Source organism: Mesorhizobium tamadayense (genome assembly GCF_003863365.1).
Taxonomy (GTDB): domain Bacteria; phylum Pseudomonadota; class Alphaproteobacteria; order Rhizobiales; family Rhizobiaceae; genus Mesorhizobium; species Mesorhizobium tamadayense.
The window spans coordinates 189987-214286 of record NZ_RQXT01000002.1 but is presented as its reverse complement, the minus strand read 5'-3'; the positions used below and the strand labels follow the sequence as shown (position 1 = coordinate 214286).

The 24300-nt window shown below is 64.2% G+C and carries 24 protein-coding genes; 17 read left to right on the top strand and 7 right to left on the bottom strand.

What is annotated here, in order from left to right; genetic code table 11:
* The first annotated feature begins 107 nt into the window (after positions 1 to 107).
* The 6 genes from EH240_RS02730 to EH240_RS02705 all read left to right on the top strand — a co-directional run bounded on the left by EH240_RS02730 (position 108) and on the right by EH240_RS02705 (position 5386).
* Positions 108 to 830, top strand: coding sequence for a gamma-glutamylcyclotransferase (locus tag EH240_RS02730; RefSeq protein ID WP_124995878.1), 723 nt, complete (start codon positions 108 to 110; stop codon positions 828 to 830).
* Positions 831 to 949: 119 nt separating this feature from the next.
* Positions 950 to 2314, top strand: coding sequence for an NAD(P)-dependent oxidoreductase (locus tag EH240_RS02725; protein ID WP_124995877.1), 1365 nt, complete (start codon positions 950 to 952; stop codon positions 2312 to 2314).
* Positions 2315 to 2316: 2 nt separating this feature from the next.
* Positions 2317 to 3630 carry an NAD-dependent dihydropyrimidine dehydrogenase subunit PreA gene (gene preA / locus EH240_RS02720; RefSeq protein WP_124995970.1) on the top strand — a complete coding sequence of 438 codons (1314 nt, stop codon included), beginning with the start codon at positions 2317 to 2319 and terminating at the stop codon, positions 3628 to 3630.
* A 114-nt stretch (positions 3631 to 3744) separates the two neighbouring features.
* Positions 3745 to 4275 (top strand): RrF2 family transcriptional regulator, encoded by a 531-nt coding sequence (locus EH240_RS02715; protein WP_124995876.1) that lies wholly within the window; start codon positions 3745 to 3747, stop codon positions 4273 to 4275.
* 13 nt (positions 4276 to 4288) lie between these two features.
* A complete protein-coding gene (locus EH240_RS02710) occupies positions 4289 to 4747 on the top strand; it encodes a carboxymuconolactone decarboxylase family protein (RefSeq protein ID WP_124995875.1) in 459 nt (152 codons plus the stop codon).
* A 144-nt stretch (positions 4748 to 4891) separates the two neighbouring features.
* On the top strand, positions 4892 to 5386 hold the full coding sequence (locus EH240_RS02705; protein ID WP_124995874.1) for a DUF3592 domain-containing protein: 495 nt from the start codon (positions 4892 to 4894) through the stop codon (positions 5384 to 5386).
* A 27-nt stretch (positions 5387 to 5413) separates the two neighbouring features.
* Here the strand turns inward: EH240_RS02705 and EH240_RS02700 are convergent, their stop codons facing one another.
* Both EH240_RS02700 and EH240_RS02695 read right to left on the bottom strand, forming a co-directional pair.
* Positions 5414 to 6136, bottom strand: a complete 723-nt coding sequence (locus EH240_RS02700) for an SDR family oxidoreductase (RefSeq protein WP_124995873.1) — start codon at positions 6134 to 6136, stop codon at positions 5414 to 5416.
* On the bottom strand, positions 6133 to 6978 hold the full coding sequence (locus EH240_RS02695) for an SDR family NAD(P)-dependent oxidoreductase (RefSeq protein ID WP_124995872.1): 846 nt from the start codon (positions 6976 to 6978) through the stop codon (positions 6133 to 6135). Before EH240_RS02695 ends, EH240_RS02700 begins: the two co-directional genes overlap by 4 nt.
* Positions 6979 to 7080: 102 nt before the next feature.
* On the opposite strand from EH240_RS02695, the gene EH240_RS02690 reads away from it, so the two are divergent.
* Positions 7081 to 7953 (top strand): helix-turn-helix transcriptional regulator, encoded by an 873-nt coding sequence (locus EH240_RS02690; RefSeq protein ID WP_124995871.1) that lies wholly within the window; start codon positions 7081 to 7083, stop codon positions 7951 to 7953.
* A 340-nt stretch (positions 7954 to 8293) separates the two neighbouring features.
* Here the strand turns inward: EH240_RS02690 and EH240_RS02685 are convergent, their stop codons facing one another.
* On the bottom strand, positions 8294 to 8920 hold the full coding sequence (locus tag EH240_RS02685) for a TetR family transcriptional regulator C-terminal domain-containing protein (RefSeq protein WP_124995969.1): 627 nt from the start codon (positions 8918 to 8920) through the stop codon (positions 8294 to 8296).
* Between the two features lie 254 nt (positions 8921 to 9174).
* Between EH240_RS02685 and aptA the strand changes: the two genes are divergently transcribed.
* From aptA to EH240_RS38720, 4 genes are all read left to right on the top strand, one after another.
* Entirely contained in the window at positions 9175 to 10503 is a 1329-nt protein-coding gene (aptA, locus tag EH240_RS02680) for an omega-aminotransferase AptA (RefSeq protein ID WP_124995870.1), read from the top strand.
* A gap of 70 nt (positions 10504 to 10573) precedes the next feature.
* The gene (locus tag EH240_RS02675) at positions 10574 to 11824 is read left to right on the top strand and encodes a Zn-dependent hydrolase (protein WP_124995869.1); all 1251 of its coding nucleotides are present in this window, start codon (positions 10574 to 10576) and stop codon (positions 11822 to 11824) included.
* Positions 11825 to 11882: 58 nt separating this feature from the next.
* Entirely contained in the window at positions 11883 to 13334 is a 1452-nt protein-coding gene (gene hydA / locus EH240_RS02670) for a dihydropyrimidinase (protein WP_124995868.1), read from the top strand.
* Between the two features lie 147 nt (positions 13335 to 13481).
* Positions 13482 to 13715, top strand: a complete 234-nt coding sequence (locus tag EH240_RS38720; protein ID WP_245435806.1) for a hypothetical protein — start codon at positions 13482 to 13484, stop codon at positions 13713 to 13715.
* Between the two features lie 23 nt (positions 13716 to 13738).
* Here the strand turns inward: EH240_RS38720 and EH240_RS02660 are convergent, their stop codons facing one another.
* The gene (locus EH240_RS02660) at positions 13739 to 14143 is read right to left on the bottom strand and encodes a cupin domain-containing protein (RefSeq protein WP_124995866.1); all 405 of its coding nucleotides are present in this window, start codon (positions 14141 to 14143) and stop codon (positions 13739 to 13741) included.
* A 117-nt stretch (positions 14144 to 14260) separates the two neighbouring features.
* Here EH240_RS02660 and EH240_RS02655 point away from each other — a divergent pair, with 117 nt between their 5' ends.
* The 5 genes from EH240_RS02655 (at position 14261) to EH240_RS02630 (ending at position 19073) form a co-directional block, all read left to right on the top strand.
* Positions 14261 to 15052, top strand: a complete 792-nt coding sequence (locus EH240_RS02655; protein WP_124995865.1) for an ABC transporter ATP-binding protein — start codon at positions 14261 to 14263, stop codon at positions 15050 to 15052.
* Between the two features lie 353 nt (positions 15053 to 15405).
* On the top strand, positions 15406 to 16284 hold the full coding sequence (locus EH240_RS02645) for an ABC transporter permease (protein ID WP_124995863.1): 879 nt from the start codon (positions 15406 to 15408) through the stop codon (positions 16282 to 16284).
* Positions 16281 to 17435 (top strand): ABC transporter permease, encoded by a 1155-nt coding sequence (locus tag EH240_RS02640; protein WP_124995862.1) that lies wholly within the window; start codon positions 16281 to 16283, stop codon positions 17433 to 17435. The genes EH240_RS02645 and EH240_RS02640 overlap by 4 nt, the downstream gene beginning before the upstream one ends.
* Before the next feature lie 40 nt (positions 17436 to 17475).
* Positions 17476 to 18447, top strand: coding sequence for an ABC transporter substrate-binding protein (locus tag EH240_RS02635; RefSeq protein WP_124995861.1), 972 nt, complete (start codon positions 17476 to 17478; stop codon positions 18445 to 18447).
* Between the two features lie 179 nt (positions 18448 to 18626).
* Positions 18627 to 19073, top strand: a complete 447-nt coding sequence (locus EH240_RS02630; RefSeq protein ID WP_124995860.1) for a CHRD domain-containing protein — start codon at positions 18627 to 18629, stop codon at positions 19071 to 19073.
* Between the two features lie 49 nt (positions 19074 to 19122).
* On the opposite strand, the gene EH240_RS02625 is transcribed toward EH240_RS02630, so the two are convergent.
* The 3 genes from EH240_RS02625 to EH240_RS02615 all read right to left on the bottom strand — a co-directional run bounded on the left by EH240_RS02625 (position 19123) and on the right by EH240_RS02615 (position 22958).
* Complete coding sequence (locus EH240_RS02625) at positions 19123 to 20772, bottom strand: thiamine pyrophosphate-binding protein (RefSeq protein ID WP_124995859.1); 1650 nt, start codon at positions 20770 to 20772, stop codon at positions 19123 to 19125.
* Positions 20769 to 21944 (bottom strand): CaiB/BaiF CoA transferase family protein, encoded by a 1176-nt coding sequence (locus EH240_RS02620; protein WP_124995858.1) that lies wholly within the window; start codon positions 21942 to 21944, stop codon positions 20769 to 20771. The genes EH240_RS02625 and EH240_RS02620 overlap by 4 nt, the downstream gene beginning before the upstream one ends.
* Positions 21945 to 22025: 81 nt before the next feature.
* Entirely contained in the window at positions 22026 to 22958 is a 933-nt protein-coding gene (locus tag EH240_RS02615) for an alpha/beta fold hydrolase (protein ID WP_124995857.1), read from the bottom strand.
* Between the two features lie 201 nt (positions 22959 to 23159).
* Between EH240_RS02615 and EH240_RS02610 the strand changes: the two genes are divergently transcribed.
* On the top strand, positions 23160 to 24161 hold the full coding sequence (locus tag EH240_RS02610; protein WP_124995856.1) for a ribonuclease T2 family protein: 1002 nt from the start codon (positions 23160 to 23162) through the stop codon (positions 24159 to 24161).
* The last annotated feature ends 139 nt before the right edge of the window (positions 24162 to 24300 follow it).

The window sequence follows — 24300 nt, the reverse complement described above, 5'->3', positions numbered from 1 at the left end:
AATCCGACATCTGGGCCAGAAATCGAGGACGGCAAGGCGCGCAGGCCATCGATCTTGCGCGTCCCGCGGTTTTCGACTTTGCTGCCGTCAAAGAGGGGCTGCCTTCCATGCGTCGAATGTCGCTCTCGCCTGAGCTTGTCGCGCTGTGCCATCGGGAGGAGGTCGACCCCGGTCCGAGCGGAGATTGGACGCAACTGAACGACGACGATTTCCGATCTCTCGCCTCGCGCCTGTCGTGCGAAGCCGACGAAGGCCCGCTGTGGGTGTTCGCCTATGGCTCGCTGATCTGGAAGCCGGCCTTCGATTCCGTCGAGCAACGGCGTGCGGCGGCGCATGGCTGGCATCGCTCATTCTGCCTCGACATAAACCGCTGGCGCGGCAGCCGCGAGCAACCTGGACTGATGATGGCGCTGGAACGGGGCGGGCGATGCGATGGCGTCATCTACCGCCTTCCCGAAGGTGAAAAGACCGCCCAGATCGAAAGGCTGCTGCGACGTGAGATCGACGATCACGAGAGCATCCGCTCAGTCAGGTGGGTTCCGGTGCGCACGGCGCAAGGGTCTCTGCGGGCGCTTGGTTTCTGGGTCGGCGTGACCGGCAGGGGCACGTCGCTCAAGCAGCCGCTGGAAAGGGTGGCAAGGATACTGGCGCGCGCCTGCGGCCATGTCGGTTCGGGTGCGGAGTATCTCTACAACACCGTCAGCCACCTCGAGACATTCGGCATCCATGACCGCAATCTGTGGCGATTGCAGGAACTGGTCGCGGACGAGATCAGTTCGATCCACAGGTCACAAGCGGTGAACCGCCGGAGATTGGTGCGGCGTTTATAATATGACTGCAATTATCATGTTTTTGTCGAGCCATTACAGGGACTTGGTCGAAAATTGACCAATTGATAAAAAAACAAAACGTGCTAGCCTTCCCCAAAACGACAACAAGGGGAATTGGAATGGCGACTGGTCATTTCATCGAAGGCGTTGCCGGCGGCCGGCTGTCGGCCGAGCAATATGCCGACAATTTTTCCGACCTGCATCCGCCGCTCGATCATCACGAGGCGCTGGTCGAGGCCGACCGCTGTTATTTCTGCTACGACGCTCCGTGCATGAATGCGTGCCCGACCTCGATCGACATCCCGCTGTTCATCCGGCAAATCGCCACCGGCAATCCGCTGGGCTCGGCCAAGACGATCTTCGACCAGAACATCCTTGGCGGCATGTGCGCTCGCGTCTGCCCGACCGAGACGCTGTGCGAAGAGGTCTGCGTGCGCGAAGTGGCGGAGGGCAAGCCGGTGCAGATCGGCCGGCTGCAGCGTTACGCGACCGACGTCGCGATGGGCGAGAACAAGCAGTTCTACAAGCGCGCCGAACCGTCCGGAAAAACGGTTGCCGTGGTCGGCGCCGGGCCGGCGGGGCTGGCGACGGCGCATCGCCTTGCCCGTCACGGCCATGACGTCACCATCCTCGAAGCCCGGCCGAAGGCGGGCGGCCTCAACGAATATGGCATAGCGGCCTATAAGAGTGTCGACGATTTCGCCCAGGCGGAAGTCGACTATGTCACCGCGATCGGCGGCATCGACATCCAGAACGGCAAGGCGCTCGGCCGCGACTTCCAGCTTTCCGACCTGATGCGCAACTACGATGCCGTGTTCCTCGGCCTCGGGCTTGGCGGCGTCAACGCGCTGCACGCCGACGGCGAGGATGTGGACGGCGTCGCCAACGCCGTCGAGTTCATCGCTGAGCTCAGGCAAGCGAGCGATCTTTCCAGCCTGCCGGTCGGCCGGCGCGTCGTCGTCATCGGCGGCGGCATGACGGCGATCGACGCCGCGGTGCAGTCGAAGCTGCTCGGGGCCGAGGAGGTGACGGTCTGCTACCGGCGCGGCCAGGAGCACATGAACGCCTCCGGCTTCGAGCAGGATCTGGCCGCCGCTAACGGCGTCGCCATCCGCCACTGGCTGCAGCCGAAGCGCGTCATTGCCGAGAACGGCAAGGTGTCGGCGATCGAGCTCGAATACACCGCGATGAACGGCGATAAGCTCGCGGGCACCGGCGAAACGCTCAGACTCAACGCCGACCAGGTGTTCAAGGCGATCGGCCAGAGCTTCGTGCCGGCTGTGCTCAACGGCAGCGTCGCCTCGATCGAGCTCGAAGGCGGGCGCATCAAGGTGGATGCCGAAGGCCGCACCTCGCTGGCGAAAGTCTGGGCCGGCGGCGACTGCATCTTCGGCGGCGACGATCTCACCGTCTCGGCCGTGGCGCAGGGCCGCGACGCTGCCGAATCGATCCACCGGGCACTGACCTCTAACGGGAGGGCATGAGCATGGCAGACATCCGCAACAATTTCGTCGGCATCAAATCGCCCAATCCGTTCTGGCTGGCGTCGGCGCCGCCGACCGACAAGGCCTATAATGTCGAGCGCGCCTTCAAGGCCGGCTGGGGCGGCGTGGTCTGGAAGACGCTGGGCGAAGAGGGGCCGCCGGTCGTCAACGTCAACGGCCCGCGCTACGGCGCGATCTGGGGCGCCGACCGCCGCCTGCTCGGCTTGAACAACATCGAGCTCATCACCGACCGTGACCTGCAGACCAACCTGCGCGAGATGAAGCAGGTGAAGATGAACTGGCCGGATCGGGCGCTTGTCGCCTCAATCATGGTGCCTTGCGACGAAGAAAGCTGGAAGGCGATCCTGCCGCTGGTCGAGGAGACCGGCGCCGACGGCATCGAGCTCAATTTCGGCTGCCCGCACGGCATGAGCGAGCGCGGCATGGGCTCGGCGGTCGGCCAGGTGCCGGAATATATCGAAATGGTGGTGCGCTGGTGCAAGCAGTACACGCGCATGCCCGTTATCACCAAGCTGACGCCCAACATCACCGACATCCGCAAGCCCGCGCGGGCGGCGCATGCCGGTGGCACCGACGCGGTGTCGCTGATCAACACGATCAACTCGATCACCGGCGTCGATCTCGACAGTTTCGCGCCGCAGCCGACCATCGACGGCAAGGGCTCGCATGGCGGCTATTGCGGCCCGGCAGTGAAGCCGATCGCGATGAACATGGTGGCCGAGATCGCGCGCGATCCCGAAACCCGCGGCCTGCCGATCTCCGGCATCGGCGGCATCACCACCTGGCGCGACGCCGCCGAATTCATGGCGCTCGGGGCCGGTAACGTGCAGGTCTGCACGGCGGCGATGACCTACGGCTTCAAGATCGTGCAGGAGATGATCGCGGGGCTGGAGAACTGGATGGACGAGAAGGGCCACGCCTCGCTCTCCGACATCGTCGGCCGCGCCACGCCCAACGTCACCGACTGGCAGTATCTCAACCTCAACTATGTCGCCAAGGCGCATATCGACCAGGACGCCTGCATCAAATGCGGCCGCTGCCATATCGCCTGCGAGGACACCTCGCACCAGGCGATCACCAGCATGGTCGACGGCTTGAGGCATTTCGAGGTGATCGAGGCCGAATGCGTCGGCTGCAATCTCTGCGTCAATGTCTGCCCAGTGGAAGGCTGCATCACGATGGAGCCGCTGGCGGCCGGCGCGATGGACCAGCGCACCGGCAAGCCGGTGTCGCCGATCTACGCCAACTGGACGACGCACCCGAACAACCCGATGGCCAAAGTGGCGGCGGAGTAAGGGGCAGGCGTTCGAGCCAAAAAAGCGGCGTCCTCGGGCGCCGTTTTTTTATTCTGGTATTGCAGATAAGAAATATCCATGATACAAAATATCTACGAATAGGAGTGACGAGCCATGAAGCTTGGAGAGGGCGTCGAAGCGGCGATCCACTGCGCCGCCATGCTTGCCGGCGTCGACGGCAACAGCACCATATCGGGCGCCGCCATGGCAGAGGCCTTCGGCCTGTCGCCGAGCTATCTCTTGAAACATCTCAATCAGCTTACGACGGCACGCATCCTGGAATCGGTGCCGGGACCTGCCGGCGGCTACCGGCTGGCGCGGCCGGCCGAGCGCATCACGCTGCTCGACATCGTGCTTGCGGTCGAGGGCAGAGAGCCTGCCTTCCGCTGTGGTGAGATCCGCCAGCGCGGCCCGGTCAAGCTCGATGCCTCGGCCTATGTGCAGCCGTGCGGCATCAATGTCGCAATGCTGAAGGCGGAGCGCGCCTATCGTGCGGCGCTCGCCGAAGCAAAGCTCTCCGACATCGTCGCTGCCTATCAGAGCGACGCCGATCCTCGCTCGATCGCCGTGAACTGCGCCTTCGTCGAACGCCACCAGCGGCCACAGAAAGTTCAACCGAGCCCCGCTCAACCTAGCAAAGCGTGAAAGGGAAAAGATGATGAAACAGAGGCTGCAGTTCTTCGCGAAGGCGCCGGAGATCATGAAGGCGGTGTCGGCGCTCAACAAGACGGTGGAGGAGTGCGGGTTGGAGGAAGGCCTGATGCACCTCGTCAAGCTCAGGGCCTCGCAGATCAATGGCTGCTCCTATTGCGTCGAGATGCACAGCCGTGAGGCGCGGCGCGACGGCGAGACCGAGACCCGGCTCTATCTGGTCGCCGCCTGGAAGGAATCGCCGCTGTTTTCCGAGCGCGAGCGCGCCGCGCTCGGCTGGACCGAGAAGGTGACGAACATCTCCGATAACGGCGTTACGGACGATCTCTATGCCAGGACACTGGAGCATTTCTCGGAAGAGGAGCTGGTCAAGCTGACGGTGGCGATCGGCATGATCAACACCTGGAACCGGCTCTGCGTGTCCTTCCACGCCATCCACCCGATGCCGGCCGCCAAGGCTGCGTGATCGTTCATCGGGCGGCGCGGGTCTGCCAGAGGCCCGCGCCGTCTGACGCAGTCCGCGGATTCCGCGCAATTGACGGCCGCGCGTTAATCGCTCCGTCGCGATTGTCCCGTATTAGCAAATGCAGGTTCGCCCGTCGGAGCGTTCATGGGGCAAAGCTGGACTGCATTCTGGGTACGCAATTCGGAAGCCTTCCATCAGGCGCTGTTTCCGTTCCGGGCTGTTGCCCAAGCCCTTGGCGGCCATCCGAGCGACATTCAGATATGGTGCTTCCTGTGTGGCGTCTTCTTCCTGGCGCTCGTCGCGATGCAGACCTATGGCGACATCGTGCTCAGGCGACGCGGCGTCCTTGCCACCGGCAAGGTGGTCCGCATCGACAAGTCGAGCGACGGACCCGATACGCCGATCATCGAGTTCGCTGATAGGCTGGGCAAGACGTGGAGCTTCGAGTCGCATCTGCCGGTCAACAGAACGACCAGGAACGTCGGCGCACCGGTCGAGGTGATGTATGATCCCTTTCGCCCGAAGCGGGCACGCGAAGTGGGCCGCCCGCTGATGAAGGCGGTCCACCTTCTTGTCTGGTATGCCGTTGTCGCCGGGCTGATGGTACTCGCCTTCTTGCCCGGCCTCATTTCCAGTTGATCTATTCGCTGCAGATCTATTCGCCGCTCAGGCGGCAAAGCGCAGGCCGCCGTCGCAGGTCAGCACCTGGCCGGTCATGAAGCCGTTGGCGACCAGGAAGGCGATCGCGTCGGCGACGTCCTCGGCGCGGCCGATGCGGCCGACAGGCGTCTTGCCGGCATATTCGGCAAAGACCGCCTGCCGCTGCTCGTCCGGCAAGAAGTCCCACCAGGGCGTATCGATGATGCCGGGCGCCACGACGTTGATGCGCAGCGGCTTCAATTCGACGGCCAGGATCGGCGCCACGGTGAGAAGCATGCCGTTGATGGCGCCGATGCCGGCAATGCCGGGCGCGGCGATCTGCGCTGACACGGCCGAAATGAACGTGACCGATCCGCTCCGGTTCAAGGTCGGCAGGGCCGCCTGCAGGCAGGCCAACTGCGGCCGGACCTTCTCGTCGACGCCGCCGCCGATGTCGGCGAGGTCGAGGGTCGCGAACGGTCCCAATCCCTTGCCGCCGCTTGCCGCCAGAACGAGGTGATCGAACGGCCCGAGGCTGTCGAAGAAATGCCTCGCCTCCTCCGGCTTGGCCGCATCGAATGCGGCCTTGCCGACGGTGCCGCCAAGGCTTTTCCAGGCGCCTTTGAGCTTCTCCTCGTTGCGGCCGGTGATCGTCACTTTCATCGTGGGGCTGACCAGCCGTTTGGCCGTGGCAAGGCCGATGCCCGACGAGCCGCCGATGATCACGCAGTGTTCGATATTCTCGCTCATGAATGCTGTTCCCTGGATGTCGAGGATGGATGGCCGGTCAGTTCGAGACTGAGATCCCGCAACCGGCTGCGGGCGCTTTCGTCATAGGCTTGGGCGTCGGCGCGCGATTCACGCTGGCCGTCGAAATAGAGACCGCTGCGGCCTTCAAGCGCCGGCGATGCCGCGAGGTTGAGAGTGGCGTCGGCGCCGGTCTCGACCGAACTCCATGGCGTGACGCCGGCCTGCCTGACCATGGTCGTGTCCATGTAGCTCGCCGGATGGAGCGCATTGACGGTGACGCCGGTGCCTTTGAGCTGTTCGGCCAGATCGATGGTGAACAGGATCTGCGCCAGCTTGCTCTGGCAGTAAGCGCGCACGCCGCTATAGCCGCTGGTCAGCATGACATCGTCGAAGTCGATCGCCTGCTGGCCGGCCGAGGCTACATTGACGATGCGCGCCGGCGCGCTTGCCTTGAGCAGGGGCAGCAGCTCCGACGTCAGCAGGAAGCCGGCCAGATAGTTGACGGCGAAGCGCAGCTCATAGCCGTCGGCGCTGACTTGCCGTTTCGCGCCCTGGCCGCCGGTGCCGACACCGGCATTATTGATCAATATGTCGAGCCGGTCGGTCCTTGCGCGGACGGTTTCGGCGAGGCGGCGCACTTCAGCGAGCGAAGCGAGGTCGGCGATGAGAAATTCGGCCTTGCCGACCGTTGCTTCGATGGCGGCGACTGTTGCTTTGGTGCGCCCTTCGTCGCGGCCATGCACCAGCACGCGGGCGCCAGCGGCGCCGAGTCTCTCGGCGACCACGCGGCCGACGCCGTCGGTCGAGCCGGTGACGAGAACGGTCTTGTTCTTGAGTTCCATGTTCAGAGCCTCCTTATGCTGCTCTGGACGCAAGATGGGGCACGACGCGCGCCGCAAACAGTTCTAACTTTATCCTGGTATCGATACTGCTATAATAGATTTATGGATGCAGTGACCCATTCCCCCGACGACAGCCGCCGCCGCGAGCTCGGTGCCTTCCTGCGCTCGCGCCGCGAAAGGCTGTCGCCTGCGGACATCGGCATTGCGACCGGTGCCAGGCGGCGCACGCCGGGCCTCAGGCGCGAGGAGGTGGCGATGATCGCCGGCGTCGGCACCACCTGGTACACCTGGCTGGAGCAGGGCAGGGACGTGCGGCCTTCGGTGGAAGTGCTTTCGGCGCTCTGCGAAGCGTTGCGCCTCGACGCGGTCGAAAAGCGGCATCTGTTCATCCTCGCCGGCCGACAGCAGCCCGAGCGGCGCGCGGCGGCACCCGAAAAGGTCGATGGAACGCTGTTGCATATGCTTGAGAGCCTCGTCCTGCAGCCGGCCTATGTGGTCGGCCGGCGCTGGGACGTGTTGGCCTGGAACGATGCGGCGGCGGCCGTGTTCGGCGATTATGGCCTGCTGGAGGGCGATGCCCGCAACATCGTCCATCTGGTGTTCACCAGCCCACACCACCGCCGGCTACTGGTCGACTGGGAAGAGTTGGCCCGCGTGGTGCTCGCGTCGTTTCGCGCCGAGAGCGCCAGATATGTCGGCGATCCGGATTTCGAGCGATTGATCGCGCTCATGATGCGTTCAAGCCCGGAGTTCCGCGATTGGTGGCCGCGGCGGGACGTGGCGCGAAGGCTGACGGGGGTGAAGCACGTCCGGCATCCCACCGCCGGCGCGATGGCCTTCGAGCATATGAGCCTGTCGATCGACGACGGCTCGGACATGCGGCTGATCGTCTACACGCCGTTGCCTGAGCAGAACTCGATCGCCAAGCTGCGGAAGCTGCTCGAAGCGCAGCCGACCGCGCGGCGCAGCGCGTGAGGATGGTTGGTGGCCCTTGTAGGGTTGACAGGTCGGAGGCCTTTGCGCTGGCAGATCGCGCCGCTGTGGAGATTGGCTGAAGCGCCGGTCACTTCGTCATCCCGGGGCGGAGCAAGGAGCGAAGCGACGCGGCGCAGACCCCAGGATCCATGCCGTGACTTCGACGCGCTGCAACGGTGCAGAATTCTGCTCCGCTGCATTCCTCGGCCGGCGACACGGCATGGATCCTCGGGTCTTCGCTCCGCTTCGCGTCGCTACGCCTAAGGATGACGACATTGGGGAGGCCTCGGCCAATCTCCAACGAACGACGAATGTCGGCTACCAGCTTTCGCTGCTGTCGCTATTCCTTGGGCTTCAACCCTTCAAGGAACAGTTGCTCGAGGAAACGCGCCGCATCCTCGAAGCGGCCGTCGCCGCCGCGGTCGGGGCCGAGCACGGCGCGGACCTGGACGTCGAAATCGGCGTAGTGCTGCGTCGTCGCCCAGATCGAGAAGATCAGGTGCCAGGGGTCGGTGCGGGCGATTTTGCCGGCGCGCATCCAGCCCTTGACGACGTTAGCCTTCTCGTCGACCAGCGTTTTCAATTCGCCTTCCAGCATCGGCATGATGCGTGGCGCCCCCTGGAGGATCTCGTTGGCGAACAGCCGGCTCTCGCGCGGAAAATCGCGCGCCATTTCGAGCTTGCGGCGGATGTAGCTCCTGAGCTCGGTCAGCGGGTCGCCGATATCGTCCAGTTCCCGGAGCGGCGCCAGCCAGGTGTCCAGCAGCCGCTGCATCAACGTCTCGTGAATGTCTTCCTTGCGGCGGAAGTAATAGAGAAGGTTCGGCTTCGACATGCCGGCGGCTTCGGCGATCTGGTCGATCGTCGAGCCGCGAAAACCGTTGGCGGAGAAGACTTCGAGCGCGGCTTCCAGGATCAGCTCGCGCTTTTCCTGCTGGATGCGGGTACGGCGAGGGGAGCCTTCCATCGTGTCCGTCATCCCTGCCGGCCGCAGTTGCGCGGGCTTTCTGGACCAATCCTCTGGACCAGTTTTTCTCCGAGCCGTGGAGCGCGCTTTCGATGCCGCATTTCCGTTAGTAGTCCCTTGACCGCCGACAGGGCGGTGCTAACGTTTGTCCAACCGGTCAAAATTTTGCGTAGCACGAAAACGCAACGAAGACCAAGCCTTGGGAAGACCAAGCGTTAGCGCACCGAAACAGGTTACAAGGGGAAATCTTGGTCATGTCCAACCGGCTGAAAGTCACGCCGAACGATCTCAGCGCATTCTGGATGCCGTTCACGGCAAACCGGCAGTTCAAGCAGGCGCCGCGCATGTTCGTATCCGCCAAGGACATGCACTACACGACGAGCGACGGCCGCAAGGTGCTGGACGGCACCGCCGGCCTCTGGTGCGTGAACGCCGGCCACTGCCGGCCGAAGATCACCGAGGCGATCCAGAGCCAGGCAGCCGAACTCGACTATGCGCCGGCCTTCCAGATGGGCCATCCAATCGTGTTCGAGCTGGCGAACCGCTTGGTCGATATCGCGCCCAAGGGCATGGATCATGTGTTCTTCACCAATTCCGGTTCGGAATCGGTCGAGACCGCGCTCAAGATGGCGATCGCCTATCACCGTGTTCGCGGCGAGGGCTCGCGCACCCGCCTGATCGGCCGCGAGCGCGGCTATCATGGCGTCAATTTCGGCGGCATCTCGGTCGGCGGCATCGTCAGCAATCGTAAGATGTTCGGCACGCTGCTCGGCGGCGTCGACCATCTGCCGCACACGCACCTGCCGGAGAAGAACGCCTTCACCAAGGGCGTGCCGGAGCATGGCGCGGAACTGGCGAACGATCTCGAACGCCTCGTCACCCTGCATGATGCATCGACCATCGCGGCCGTCATCGTCGAGCCTGTCGCGGGCTCGACCGGCGTCATCCTGCCGCCGAAGGGCTATCTCGAGAGGCTGCGCGAGATCTGCACCAAGCACGGCATCCTTTTGATCTTCGACGAGGTCATCACCGGCTTCGGCCGCCTCGGCGCGCCGTTCGCGGCGGACTATTTCGGCGTCACGCCGGATATCATGACGACGGCCAAGGGCGTCTCCAACGGCGTTATCCCGATGGGCGCGGTGTTCGTCAAGAAGGAGATCCACGACGCCTTCATGACCGGCCCGGAGCACATGATCGAGTTCTTCCACGGCTATACCTATTCGGGCAATCCGATCGCCTGCGCGGCGGCGCTGGGCACGCTCGACACCTACAGGGACGAGGGCCTGCTCACGCGCGGCGAGGAGCTTGCGCCTTACTGGGAAGACGCGCTCCACTCGCTGAAGGGCGAGCCGCATGTCATCGACATCCGCAATATCGGCCTTATCGGCGCGATCGAGCTGTCGCCGATTGCCGGTCAGCCGACCAAGCGGGCCTTCTCGGCCTTCGTCAAGGCGTTCGAGCGCGGCGCGCTGATCCGCACCACCGGCGACATCATCGCGCTGTCGCCGCCGCTGATCATCACCAAGGGCCAGATCAACGAACTGATCGACCATGTGCGGGATGTCCTGCGCTCGATAGACTAACTCTGGTACAACCGGTCGGGCGGCGTCGGGAACCGCCGCCCGACCGGACTTTGAATGGAAGGACTTTTGAATGGCCGCCCCCGGCGAGAATCTGCGAGTGAATTCAGATCGTTTGTGGGATTCCATCATGGAGATGGCGAAGATCGGCCCCGGTATTGCCGGCGGCAACAATCGCCAGACGCTGACCGATTCCGACAAGCAAGGCCGCGAGCTGTTCAAGTCCTGGTGCGACGAGGCCGGGCTCACCATGGGCGTGGACCAGATGGGCACCATGTTCATGACGCGGCCCGGCACCGATCCGGATGCGCTGCCGGTCTATGTCGGCTCCCACCTCGACACCCAGCCCACCGGCGGCAAATATGACGGCGTGCTCGGCGTGCTCTCCGGCCTCGAGGTCGTGCGCTCGCTCAACGATCTCGGCATCAAGACCAAGCATCCGATCGTCGTCACCAACTGGACGAACGAGGAGGGCGCGCGTTTCGCGCCGGCCATGCTCGCCTCCGGCGTGTTCGCGGGAATCCATACGCTCGACTATGCCTACGCCCGCAAGGATTTGGACGGCGCGACCTTCGGCGATGAGCTGAAGCGGATCGGCTGGGTAGGCGACGAGAAGGTCGGCGCGCGTAAGATGCACGCCTATTTCGAATACCATATCGAGCAGGGACCGATCCTCGAGGCCGAGAACAAGCAGATCGGCGTGGTCACCCACTGCCAGGGCCTGTGGTGGCTGGAGTTCACACTGACCGGCAGGGAGGCGCATACCGGATCGACGCCGATGAACATGCGCGTCAACGCCGGCCTCGCCATGGCCCGTATCCTGGAGATGGTGCAGACGGTCGCCATGGAGAGCCAGCCGGGCGCCGTCGGCGGCGTCGGCCAGGTGAAGTTCTCGCCCAATTCCCGCAACGTGCTGCCGGGCACGGTGGTCTTCACCGTCGACATCCGCTCACCGGACCAGGCGAAGCTCGACGGCATGCGTGCCCGCATCGAGAAGGAAGCGCCGCAGATCTGCGAGGCGCTCGGCGTCAAATGCTCGGTCGAGGCGGTCGGCCATTTCGATCCGGTGACCTTCGATCCGATGCTTGTCGGCCGCGTGCGCACGGCCGCCGAAAAGCTGGGCTACAGCCACATGAACCTCATTTCCGGCGCCGGCCACGATGCCTGCTGGGCGGCCAAGGTCGCGCCGGCGACCATGGTCATGTGTCCCTGCGTCGGCGGGCTCAGCCACAACGAGGCCGAGGACATCTCCAAGGAATGGGCGGCGGCGGGCGCCGACGTTTTGTTCCACGCGGTGGTCGAGACGGCGGGAATCGTCGAATGATCGGATAGGTCCACGCACCGCTCGCAAAAGAAGCGCGAAAGATCAGGGGAACAAGAGAATGACCAAAGTCATCAAGAACGGCACCATCGTGACCGCCGACCGCACGTGGAAGGCCGACGTGGTGTTCAGCCATGGCAAGATCATCGCCATCGGCTCGGATCTGCATGGCGACCACGAGTTCGACGCCACCGGCTGCTACGTCATGCCGGGCGGCATCGATCCGCACACCCATCTCGAAATGCCTTTCATGGGTACGTATTCCGCCGACGATTTCGAATCCGGTACACGGGCGGCGCTCTCGGGCGGCACGACCATGGTTGTCGATTTCTGCCTGCCGGCGCCGCAGCAGTCGCTGCTGGAGGCCCTGCAGATGTGGGACAACAAGACCTCGAAGGCGGCGTGCGACTATTCCTTCCATATGGCGATCACCTGGTGGGGCAAGCAGGTGTTCGACGAGATGGCGACTGTCGTCGACAGGGGCATCACCTCGTTCAAGCACTTCATGGCCTACAAGGGCGCGCTGATGGTCGACGACGACGAGATGTATGCCTCGTTCCAGCGCTGCGCCGATCTCGGCGCGCTGCCGCTGGTGCACGCAGAGAACGGCGACGTGGTCGCGGCTCTTTCCCAAAAGCTGCTTGCCGCCGGCAACAACGGGCCTGAGGGACACGCCTATTCGAGGCCGCCGGAGGTGGAAGGCGAGGCGACAAATCGCGCCATCATGATCGCGGACATGGCCGGCGTGCCGCTCTATGTCGTGCATGTCTCCTGCGAGCAGAGCCATGAAGCGATCCGCCGGGCGCGGCAGAAGGGCATGCGGGTATTCGGCGAGCCGCTGATCCAGCACCTGACGCTCGACGAGAGCGAATACTTCAACAAGGATTGGGACCATGCGGCGCGCCGTGTGATGAGCCCGCCCTTCCGCAGCAAGTGGCACCAGGATTCGCTGTGGGCCGGCCTGCAGGCCGGCTCGCTGCAGGTGGTGGCGACCGACCATTGCTCCTTCACCACCAAGCAGAAGCGCAACGGCATCGGCGATTTCACCAAGATCCCGAACGGCACCGGCGGCCTCGAGGACCGGTTGCCCGTGCTTTGGACCACCGGCGTCAACACGGGCCGGCTGACGATGAACGAGTTCGTCGCGGTGACCTCGACCAACATCGCCAAGATCCTCAACATGTATCCGAAGAAGGGCGCGATCGTCGAAGGCGCCGACGCCGACATCGTGGTCTGGGATCCGAAGCGCAAGAAGACGATCTCGGCCAAGAAGCAGCAGTCGGTGATCGACTACAACGTCTTCGAAGGTTTTGAGGTGACAGGCCTGCCGCGCTTCGTCTTCTCGCGTGGCGAGCTGTCTATCGAGGAGGCGGACGTCAAGGCAAAGATCGGCCATGGCGAGTTCGTCGCCCGCGAGCCGAACGCGGCGGTGAACCGGGCGCTGTCGACCTGGAAGGAGATCAGCGCGCCGCGCAAGGTGGAGCGCTCAGGCATTCCGGCGACTGGAGTTTGAGCGTGCGCGCAGCTCACCTCTTGATCGCGGCGGCCGCGATAACTGGCAGCCAGCCAGGCCTTCGCAGCCGGCATCGACCTCTCCAAGCCTTATGGCAACAAATCAGGCTGTATCAACAAGAACGGCCAGGAAGTCTATGCCGAGGACATGCTGCTTTTGACCAGCGAGGCATTTGTCACGGTGGCGAGCGCCTGCACCTTCACCGACAAGAAACCCCAGGCGGACGGTTCCCTCTTGGTAAAGGCGCAGTGCGAGGCGGAAGGCGAGGAGGGGCAGTCGCCCGCCCAGTTCACCATCAAGCGCAGCGCCAAGAGCCCGAAGAAGCTGGTGATCGCCGACGAGGACGGCACCGTCTACGGGGAAGTCGCCCGGTGCCGATGACGGCGAGAGCTTTTTCCTCCACCTCAGGCGACCAGCGCATCCAGTTCCGGCAGCAGGACGACGCTTTCCTGCTCGTTGGGATCGGTGCGGGCAATGACCGCCGAGGAGGGCGCGCCGCTCAGATTGGCGGGCAGATGCGGCACGCCGGCCGGAATGTAGAAGAGGTCGCCGGCCTTGACGACGATGTGCTGCCCGAGCCGGTCGCCATACCAGGTGTGGACCTCGCCGGAGAGCACATAAATCGCCGTCTCGTGGTTCTCATGCATGTGTGCCTTGGCGCGGGCGCCGGGCGGCATGATGAGCAGATGCATGCAGATGCCGGAAGAGCCGACGGTTTCGGCGGCGATGCCGGCGAAATAGCTCAGCCCCTGCTTGCCTTCATAAGTGCTTTCAGGGCGAATAAGATGACAAGTTGGTTTGGGCGACATCGGGCAAACTCCGGGCGTCGAACGAGTGGGACATAGTCGAGTGGAAAACAACATCAAGGCAAAAGCAACCGGATTCCGGCCGGCGCGGCGGCGGCTCGCCAAGGCAGGCGCCAGCCAATGAGCGGACAGTCGCCAGCCGTCGTTTCGGCAAGCAAGCTCGACCTCACCTTCCAGACCAATGACGGTCCGGTGCAGGCGCTGTCCAATGTCGATCTCACCATCGGCAAGGGCGAGTTCGTCTCCTTCATCGGCCCGTCCGGCTGCGGCAAGACGACGTTGCTCAGGGTCATCGCCGATCTGGAGAAGCCGACGTCGGGGAGCATCTCGGTCAACGGCATGACGCCGGAGCAGGCGCGCGAGAAGCGCGCCTATGGCTATGTCTTCCAGGCGGCGGCGCTTTTTCCCTGGCGCACGATCGAGCGCAATGTGGGGCTGCCGCTGGAAATCATCGGGCTCAGCCAGGCCGAGCAGGCGGAGCGCATCAGGCGCACGCTGGAACTCGTCAATCTCGCCGGCTTCGAGAAGAAATATCCCTGGCAGCTTTCCGGCGGCATGCAGCAGCGCGCCTCGATCGCGCGCGCGCTCGCCTTCGATGCCGACCTGCTTCTGATGGACGAGCCGTTCGGCGCGCTCGACGAGATCGTGCGCGACCATCTGAACGAGCAGCTGCTGGAATTGTGGGAGCGGACCAACAAGACGATCTGCTTCGTCACCCATTCCATCCCCGAGGCAGTCTATCTGTCGACGCGCATCGTCGTGATGTCGCCGCGGCCCGGCCGCGTCAGCGACGTCATCGAATCGACGCTGCCCCGGCAGCGGCCGCTCGACATCCGCGAGACGCCGGAATTCCTGGCGATCGCCGCGCGCGTGCGCGACGGCTTGAGGGCAGGGCACAGCTATGAGGATTGAGCGGGGGAAGGATGAACTCCCTCCTCTCCCCCACGGGGAGAGGGTGGCCGCGCAGCGGCCGGGTGAGGGGGCGGCCAAACACGCCTTCGTCATCCTAGGGCGAAGCAAGGAGCGAAGCGACGCGGCGCAGACCCTAGGATCCATGCCGTTACGCATCCGCTCGGCAGCGGTGCGGAACATGGCTCCCTTCGCCGCGCCCTGCCGGGAGGACATTCTCGACCGTTCACGCCCCTCGGCCGATGTCACGGCATGGATCCTAGGGTCTACGCAGGCCGCTTCGCGCCTGCTCCGCCCTAGGATGACGAAGAACAACCGCCGTCGTCCTCTGGCGTCCGTCCGGCGGAGATCGCTAAATGGATAGCTTCCGTTCCAAGATCGTCCCGGTCTCCTCCATCCTCGCCGGCGTGGTGGTCCTCTGGTATGTCTTTGCGGTCATCCTCAACACGCCGTTCCAGCGCGATCTCGACCGCAGGGCAAACGAAAATCCAGGCGCCGTCGAGTTCATCGGCAAGACGCTGTCGCAGCCGAAGCCGACGCTGCCGGCGCCGCACCAGGTGGCGGTGAACTTCTTCGAAAACACTTTCCTGCGCAGCATCACGTCGAGCCGCAGCCTCGTCTACAATGCCTGGGTGACGCTGTCATCGACCCTGCTCGGCTTCGCCTTCGGCACCGCGCTCGGCATCGTCATCGCTGTTGGCATCGTGCATGTGGCGACGCTCGACCGCAGCCTGATGCCGTGGATCATCGCCTCGCAGACGATTCCCATCCTGGCGGTGGCGCCGATGATCATCGTGGTGTTGGCGGCGGTCGGCATCACCGGCCTGATCCCCAAGGCGCTGATCTCGACCTATCTGTCCTTCTTCCCGGTCGCCGTCGGCATGGTGAAGGGCCTGCGCTCGCCCGAGATCACGCATCTCGACCTGATGCATACCTACAATGCCAGCGCCTCGCAGACCTTCTGGAAGCTGAGGGTGCCGGCATCGGTGCCGTTCCTGTTCACGTCGATGAAGGTCGCGGTGGCGGCGAGCCTGGTCGGCGCCATCGTCGGTGAGCTGCCGACGGGTGCTGTCGCCGGCATCGGCGCCAAGCTGCTCTCCGGCGCGTATTATAGCCAGACCATCGACATATGGTCGGCGCTGGTTGCGGGCTCGGTGGTTGCGGCACTTCTGGTCATGGTGGTCGGCATCGCCGGCCGCCTGGTCGACCGCGCCATGGGCGGGAGGCCGGCATGACCTGGCTGAAACCGTCCTGGCAATCGGTGCTGGCGATCCTCTTTTGCCTTGTCGCCTTTGCGCTTGGCGCGATGTCGAAGCCGGAAGCGGCCGCGCTCGCGCAACCCGCGGCGACGATCGCCTACCCGTATATGGGCACCAAGGCTCTGATCTTGGGCCTGCTGCTGATCGCGACGCTGGTCTCGACAGTATGGCTCGCGCCGCTTGCCGAAGCCATCGTGCTGTTCATCGGCGCACATATTGCCGCCTGGCTTCTGATCAGAGGCATCGCCGGTTTCGAGGGCACGGCGCTGGCACCATATTTCTTGGCACTCGCGGCCGCCTGGCTGCTGGCCTGGCGCTGCGTCGCCCTGTTGTCCTCGCTACGGCCTGCAGCCAGCGGAGGCAAGACGGCGCTACGCCTGATCATCCCGGCGATCTTCGGCGCCTGGATCCTGATCATCTGGGAAGCGGTGACGCGCGGCGCCGGCATCCCGTTCATCCTTTTGCCGCCGCCTAGCGCAATCGGCGCGCGCATCGCCAACTCGCTGCCGATACTCGGCGCCGATGTGCGGCAGACGATCTTCAAGGCGGTGATCTTCGGCTACATCGTCGGCAACCTCGCCGGCTTCGTCGCCGCCATTCTTGCGGACCGGGTGTCGTTCCTGCGGCGCGGGCTGCTGCCGATCGGCAACATGGTTTCGGCGCTGCCGATCATCGGCGTCGCGCCGATCATGGTGATGTGGTTCGGCTTCGACTGGCAGTCCAAGGCCGCGGTGGTCATCATCATGACCTTCTTCCCGATGCTGGTGAACACGGTTGCCGGGCTTGCCGCGTCGGGCCATATGGAGCGCGACCTGATGCGCACCTATGCCTCGGGTTATTGGCCGACATTGCTGAAGCTCAGGCTGCCGGCGGCCGCTCCCTTCATCTTCAACGCGCTGAAGATCAACTCGACGCTGGCACTGATCGGCGCCATCGTCGCGGAGTTCTTCGGCACGCCCGTCGTCGGCATGGGATTCCGCATTTCGACCGAGGTCGGACGGATGAACATCGACATGGTCTGGGCCGAAATCGCAGTTGCAGCACTTGCGGGTTCGGTCTTTTATGGCGTGGTCGCTCTTTTCGAGAGAGCCGTCACGTTTTGGCATCCCTCTGTCCGTGGTGGATAGGGGCGGTGGGTTTAGGGCACTAACTTCAGAGGGTAAAAACATGAAAAGACTGATTATTCCTGTCCTGGCCGGGGCGATGTCGCTGGCGGCTTTCCAGGCGATGGCCGCCGACAAGCTGACGCTGCAGCTGAAATGGGTCACGCAGGCCCAGTTCGCCGGCTACTATGTCGCCAAGGCCAAGGGATTCTATGATGCCGAAGGCCTCGACGTCGACATCAAGCCGGGCGGTCCCGACATCGCGCCGGAGCAGGTGATCGCCGGCGGCGGCGCCGACGTCATCGTCGACTGGATGGGCGGCGCGCTCGCGGCGCGCGAAAAGGGCGTGCCGCTGGTCAACATCGCACAGCCGTTTAAGAAGGCCGGTATGGAGCTGGTCTGCCCGAAGGACGGCCCGATCAAGACGGAAGCCGACTTCAAGGGCCACACCCTCGGCGTCTGGTTCTTCGGCAACGAATATCCGTTCTACGCCTGGATGAACAAGCTCGGCCTCAAGACCGAGGGCGGACCGGACGGCGTCACCGTGCTGAAGCAGAGCTTTGACGTGCAGCCGCTGATACAGAAGCAGGCGGACTGCATCTCGGTCATGACCTATAACGAGTACTGGCAGCTGATCGACGCCGGCTACAAGCCGGAGCAGCTCACCGTCTTCAACTATTCGGCCATGGGCAACGACCTGCTCGAGGACGGGCTCTACGCGCTCGAGGACAAGCTCAAGGACCCGGCCTTCGAGGACAAGATGGTGCGCTTCGTGCGCGCCTCGATGAAGGGCTGGAAATACGCCGTCGACAATTCGGACGAGGCGGCCGGGATCGTCATGGACAATGGCGGCCAGGACGAGAACCACCAGAAGCGCATGATGGGCGAAGTCGCCAAGCTGATCGACAATGCCGACGGCAAGCTCGATCCGGCGACCTATGAGCGCACCGCCAAGGCGCTGCTCGACCAGAAGATCATCGCCAAGGAGCCGACCGGCGCCTACACGACGGCGATCACCGACAAAGCGATCAAGTAAGAGGCGATCAAGTAAGATCGGGCCTTGATGGCAGGTATCGAAAGGGGCGGGCGACCGCCCCTTTTTGTTGGTGCCGGTAAAATATGCGTGTCCGGGGATACTTCGCGCCGCCTGGCCGTTTCAGTGAAGCATCCACGCGGGGAGCCGCGGCGGATGCGTCAGCCAAACGGAGGTTCTTCATGCGCATCCAATTACTGCCGCTGCTTTCGGCGCTCGCCGTTTCGACCGCCTTCCTGCTCGCATCGCCGGCCATGGCCGAGACGATGAAGTTCAAGGCGACGCTCGATGGTGGCCAGCAGAGCCCGCCCGTCACCACCAAGGGCAAGGGAACTGCCACATTCACGTTCAACACCACCAGCAAGAAGCTCACCTGGAACGTCAAATATTCCGGCCTCAGCGGGCCGGCGGCAGCCGCTCACATCCATGGCCCGGCCGCGATGGGTCAAAGTGCGGACCCGGTAATCCCGTTCAAGAAGCTGAAGAGCCCGATCAAGGGTTCGGCGACACTAACCGATGCGCAGGCCACCGACCTCGAGGCCGGCAAATACTACGTCAACATCCACACCAAGGCGAATCCTGACGGCGAGATTCGCGGGCAGATCGAGAAGGCTGCGGGTACGATGTAGCAGGTTCCTGCCGGCAGAAGAGAGGCGGCCAACCGCCTCTTTCTGTGGATCAGGACTTGTTGCGTATCTGCGTCAGCGTGCGGGTCGGCGTGATCGCTTCGGGATCGAGCCTGATCTCGACGATCGCCGGCCTGCCGCTGGCGCGCGCGCGTTCGAACGCGGCAGCGAAGTCTTCGGTCTTTTCGACCGTCTCGCCATGGCCGCCATAGGCGCGGGCAAGGGCGGCGAAGTCCGGGTTCTTGAGGTCGGTGGCGACGACGCGGCCAGGATATTCGCGTTCCTGGTGCATGCGGATCGTGCCGTAGATGCCGTTGTTGACGACGATGACGATGATCGGGAGATTGTACTGCACGGCGGTGGCGAACTCCTGGCCGTTCATCAGGAAGCAGCCGTCGCCGGCAAAAGCGATGACTTCGCGATCTGGAAACAGCGCCTTGGCGGCGACAGCGGCCGGCGTGCCGTAGCCCATCGAGCCTGAGGTGGGAGCCGCCTGCGTGGCGAAGCGGCGGGAGCGGTGGAAGCGATGCACCCAGGTGGCGTAGTTCCCCGCGCCGTTGGTGAGGATGGCGTCCTCCGGCAGCGCCTTTTCCAGATAGTTCATGATCGGTCCCATCTGGACGGCGCCTGGCCCGGTCTGGGGCGGCGTCGACCATTCGAGATAGGCGGCGTGAGCTTTCGCCGTCTCATTTGCCCAGGACGGCGTGCCGGCCGGCTTGCGCTTAGCGAAAGCCTCGACGAAAGCCGATGGTGAGGCGTTGATCGCCAGCGTCGGCCGATAGACGCGGCCGAGCTCGCCGGCATCGGCTTGGACATGCACCAGCGCCTGGTCGGGGTAGGGGCTCTTCAGCAGCGTGTAGTCGGAGGACGGCATCTCGCCCATGCGGCCGCCTATCAGCAGCACGACGTCGGCCGCCTTGATCTGCGCCGCTAGCTTTGGATTGATGCCGATGCCGACATCGCCGGCGTAGCTCGCATGAAGATGATCGAAAAGCATCTGGCGGCGGAAAGAGCATCCCACGGGCAGCGACCATGCCTCGGCGATCACGCGCATCCGCGCCACCGCTTCCTCGTCCCAGCGTGTGCCGCCGAGGATGACGAACGGGCGCTTTGCACTGCTCAGCAGCATTTCCAGCGCGTCGAGCTCAGCCTCACCGGGGCGCGTCTCGACCGGCGTGTGCGGAAGCGCTTCCGGCGCCTCAACCTCGCTGGTCAGCATGTCCTCCGGCAGCGAGATGACCACGGGGCCGGGCCTGCCCGACGTCGCGACCGCGAAGGCGCGGGTGACGAATTCCGGAATGCGCGAGGCATCGTCGATCTCAACAACCCATTTGGCGATGTCGCCGAAGAAGCGCTTGTAGTCGACCTCCTGGAAGGCCTCGCGCTCCTTGGCGTGGCTGGCGACCTGGCCGATGAACAGGATCAGCGGCACCGAATCCTGCATGGCGATATGGATGCCGGCCGAGGCGTTGGTGGCGCCGGGGCCGCGGGTGACGAAGCAGATGCCGGGCTTGCCGGTCAGCCGCCCCTGGCAGTCGGCCATCATGGCGGCACCGCCCTCCTGTCGGCAGACGATGGTGCGAATGGATGAATCATGCAGCGCGTCGAGCACCGCGAGATAGGATTCGCCTGGCACGCAGAAGATGCGGTCGGTGCCGTTCGCTTCCAGCGCCTCGACGATCAGTTGTCCGCCGGTCTTCATTTCGCTGACCTCTCCAGTTCGGCAAGAATTTCCTCTGTGTGCTCGCCGAGACGCGGCGAGGGGCGCGCATAGACGAGCGGGGTGCCGGACATCACCATCGGCGCGCGCACCGAGGGCAGGAGGTTGCCGTGGCCGTCGTCGAGGTCGAGCCGCATGCCGCGCGCGATCGTTTGCGGATCGGCAAACATCTGGCCGATCGTGTTGATCGGGCTTGCCGGCACGCTTGCGGCTTCCAGCTTCGCCAGCAGCGGGTCGCGATCCCACGTCTTCAGCGTCTCGATGAGCCGCTTGCGCAGCTCCGCCCTGTTGGCGACGCGGGCGGGATTGGTGGCGAAATCCGGATTGGCGGGCAACTCGGCGAGGCCGACGACGGCGCAGAACTTGCTGAACTGGCTGTCATTGCCGACCGCAAGGATGATGTGGCCGTCCTTTACCGGCAGCACCTCGTAGGGCGCTATGTTCATATGGGCGTTGCCCATCTGCACCGGCGACTTGCCGGAGACGAGATAGTTGAGGTTCTGGTTGCCGAGCGCCGAGACCTGGCTGTCGAAGAGCGCCATGTCGATGTGCTGGCCTTCGCCGGTGTTCTCGGCGTGGCGCAGCGCGGCCTGGATCGCGATCACCGAATAGAGGCCGGTGAACAGATCGGAGATGGCGACGCCCGCCTTCTGCGGCTCGCGGCCGGCCTCGCCGGTGATCGACATCATCCCGGCCATGGCCTGGATGATGAAGTCGTAGCCCGCGCGCGGCGCGTATGGGCCGGTCTGGCCGAAACCGGTGATCGAGCAATAGACGAGGCGCGGGTTGATCTTCCCCAGGCTTTCATAATCGAGGCCGTATTTCTTCAGGCCGCCGAGCTTGAAGTTCTCGATCAGCACATCGGCGGTGGCGATGAGGCGGCGCAGCGTGTCGGCGCCCTCGGGCTTGGAGAAATCGATGGCGATCGAGCGCTTGCCGCGATTGCAGGAGTGATAATAAGCCGCCGAGAGGTTCTCGCCGTCATGGCTCATGACGAAGGGCGGGCCCCATCTGCGGGTATCATCGCCGCCGTCCGGGCTCTCGACCTTGATGACATCGGCGCCGAGATCGGCGAGCAACTGCCCGGCCCAAGGGCCTGCCAGGATGCGGGCGAGCTCGACAACGCGGATGCCTTTCAGCGGAGGCTCAGTCATGGATCACCGTGGTTTAATGAAGCGCAGCCTCTATCAATAGCAGCCGCCCCTGTCACGGCCCTTGCAATGGGCCAAGGCGGATCAGGATTTGAGCACGCTGTGGGCCCACGCGGCGAAATCGTTCATGACGATGTCCCGATTGACCTCGTTCAGGCTTTCGTGGCGGGTCTCGGCGTAAACCTTTGAAACCAGATTCGAAAAGCCCATTGTGTCCATGCGCCGCGCGAGATGGTTGACCGCCTTGCCGTAGTCGGAAGCGGGGTCTCTCTCTCCGCCTACGAGGTTGACGAATAGGTCGCGGCGCACGGCTGCGAAGCTCGAATCCTTGCCGACGTGGAGCGCCATCTTGACCACATCGCGCCACATCGACACCGAGGCGTCCCAGCCGCAGAGCGGATCGGCGATGTATTTGTCGACCTCGGCCGGGTCGCGGGACAGCCAGTCGAACAAGGTCCGGCGGTTGGGCACGGCCTTGCCCCAGGCCTGGAAGGTGAGCTTCGGCAGCAGCCGCGACGGCACGTCGGAGCCCAGCCGCATCCGCTCCCAGCCGAGAATGCCCAGCGCAAGCTGCCCGAGCAGGCCCTGCGAGAAATTGCCGTTCCAGATCGCGGCGGCATGGACGCGCCCGGAATGGCTGAGCACGAAGTTCAGCGCGATCGAGGCGCCGAGCGAATGGCCGAAGACAATGACCGGCAGTCCCGGATGCTCGGCGGCGATCAGATCGTGGACCGCGCCGACATCGGCGATCACCTTGGCGATGCCGTCGACGTCGGCGAACCTGCCGAGCGGCGCGTCGGGCGCCTTTGTCGTGCCATGGCCGCGATGGTCATGGGCGTAGATATGGAAGCCGCGCGGGGCGAGGAAATCGGCAAAGCGGGCATAACGCGCAGCATGCTCGCCTAGGCCGTGATTGATCTGGATCACGGCACGTGGGGTCGTCTGCGCATGTCTCACATAGAGGTTTAGGTCGGCCCCGGTCGGTGAAGCCAGCCTGGTCTGCTTGTCGAATGGCATGTCTCGCTCCCTTCACGACTGATGGGCGAGGGTTTCAGCGGCGTCAAGAGAGCGCGATCGTTTCGACCGTATCGAGAGAGGATGCGCCCATCGCTCTGCTGGGGATTATTTTCGCGCGGTGAAAAAGATCGCAATTCTGACACGTCGCCTGTTCTATTGTGACGAATCCAATACGGTTCGATGATCGCCGGGAGAGCGCGAATGCGGGTTTGGGCACTATGGGGTTCGATCTTGTTGGCTGTGGCCGGCGCCGGCGCGGCGCAGGCCGATGTCAAGATGAGCGGCACCTTCGTGGCCGACAGCGCCTGTCCGGCGACGCAGGCCATCAAGAGCGGCAAGAACCCCGGCAACGTGTCCACGCAAGCAGGACACAGCTACCAGCTTCTCGCCGGCAACAAGGACGACCCCACGCACTATCTCATCCAGGTTCCTGGCGCCGATCCGGAGCGGCGTTGGGTGAAGATCAGTTGCGGCCACGTCACCGGCGGCAGCGCGTCGGCTCCCGCCGGCCAGACCAAGCCGTCGCAGCCTGGTTCCGGCAAGCCTGAATATGTCTTCGCGCTGAGCTGGCAGCCGGCCTTCTGCGAGACCAAGGCCAGCAAGCCTGAATGCAAGGCGCAGAACCCCAACGAGTTCGACGCTTCGCACTTCACGCTGCATGGGCTGTGGCCGCAGCCGAACGGCAATTTCTATTGCCAAGTGTCGGCGGGCGACAAGGCCAACGACAACCCCGCGCATTGGGGCGATCTGCCGCCCGTCGATCTCGATGCCAACACGCGCGCCGAGCTCGACCAGGTGATGCCGGGCACGGCTTCCAAGCTGGAGCGTCACGAGTGGATCAAGCACGGCACCTGCTACGGCAAGGGCCAGCAGGAGTATTTCTCCGACGCGCTCAATTTGATGCGGGCGGTGAACGCTTCGCCGGTGCGCGATCTCTTCACCAAGAACATCGGCAAGCAGCTGACATCGGACCAGATCCGTGATGCTTTCGACCAAGCCTTTGGCAAGGGTGCCGGCGACCGCGTGCGCGTCTCGTGCCTGGTCGATCCGTCGAGCGGCCGGCGGCTGATCGGCGAGCTGACGCTCGGTCTCTCCGGTCCGGTCGGCCCTGACACCAAGCTCGCCGACCTGCTCACAGCCTCGGCGCCGACAGGCAAGGCCGGTTGCCCGAAGGGCACGGTCGACGCGATCGGGTTCCAGTAGGGCGCCACGCCAGGCTTGGCCGCCAAACCGGACGGGACTCCCGGTTGGTGAAAGATCGCGATGTGCCGAAAGCGATTGCCGTTCGGCGCTTCATCGCCTACATACCGCGCAACCCCATCCAACCTGACACCTCAGTTCC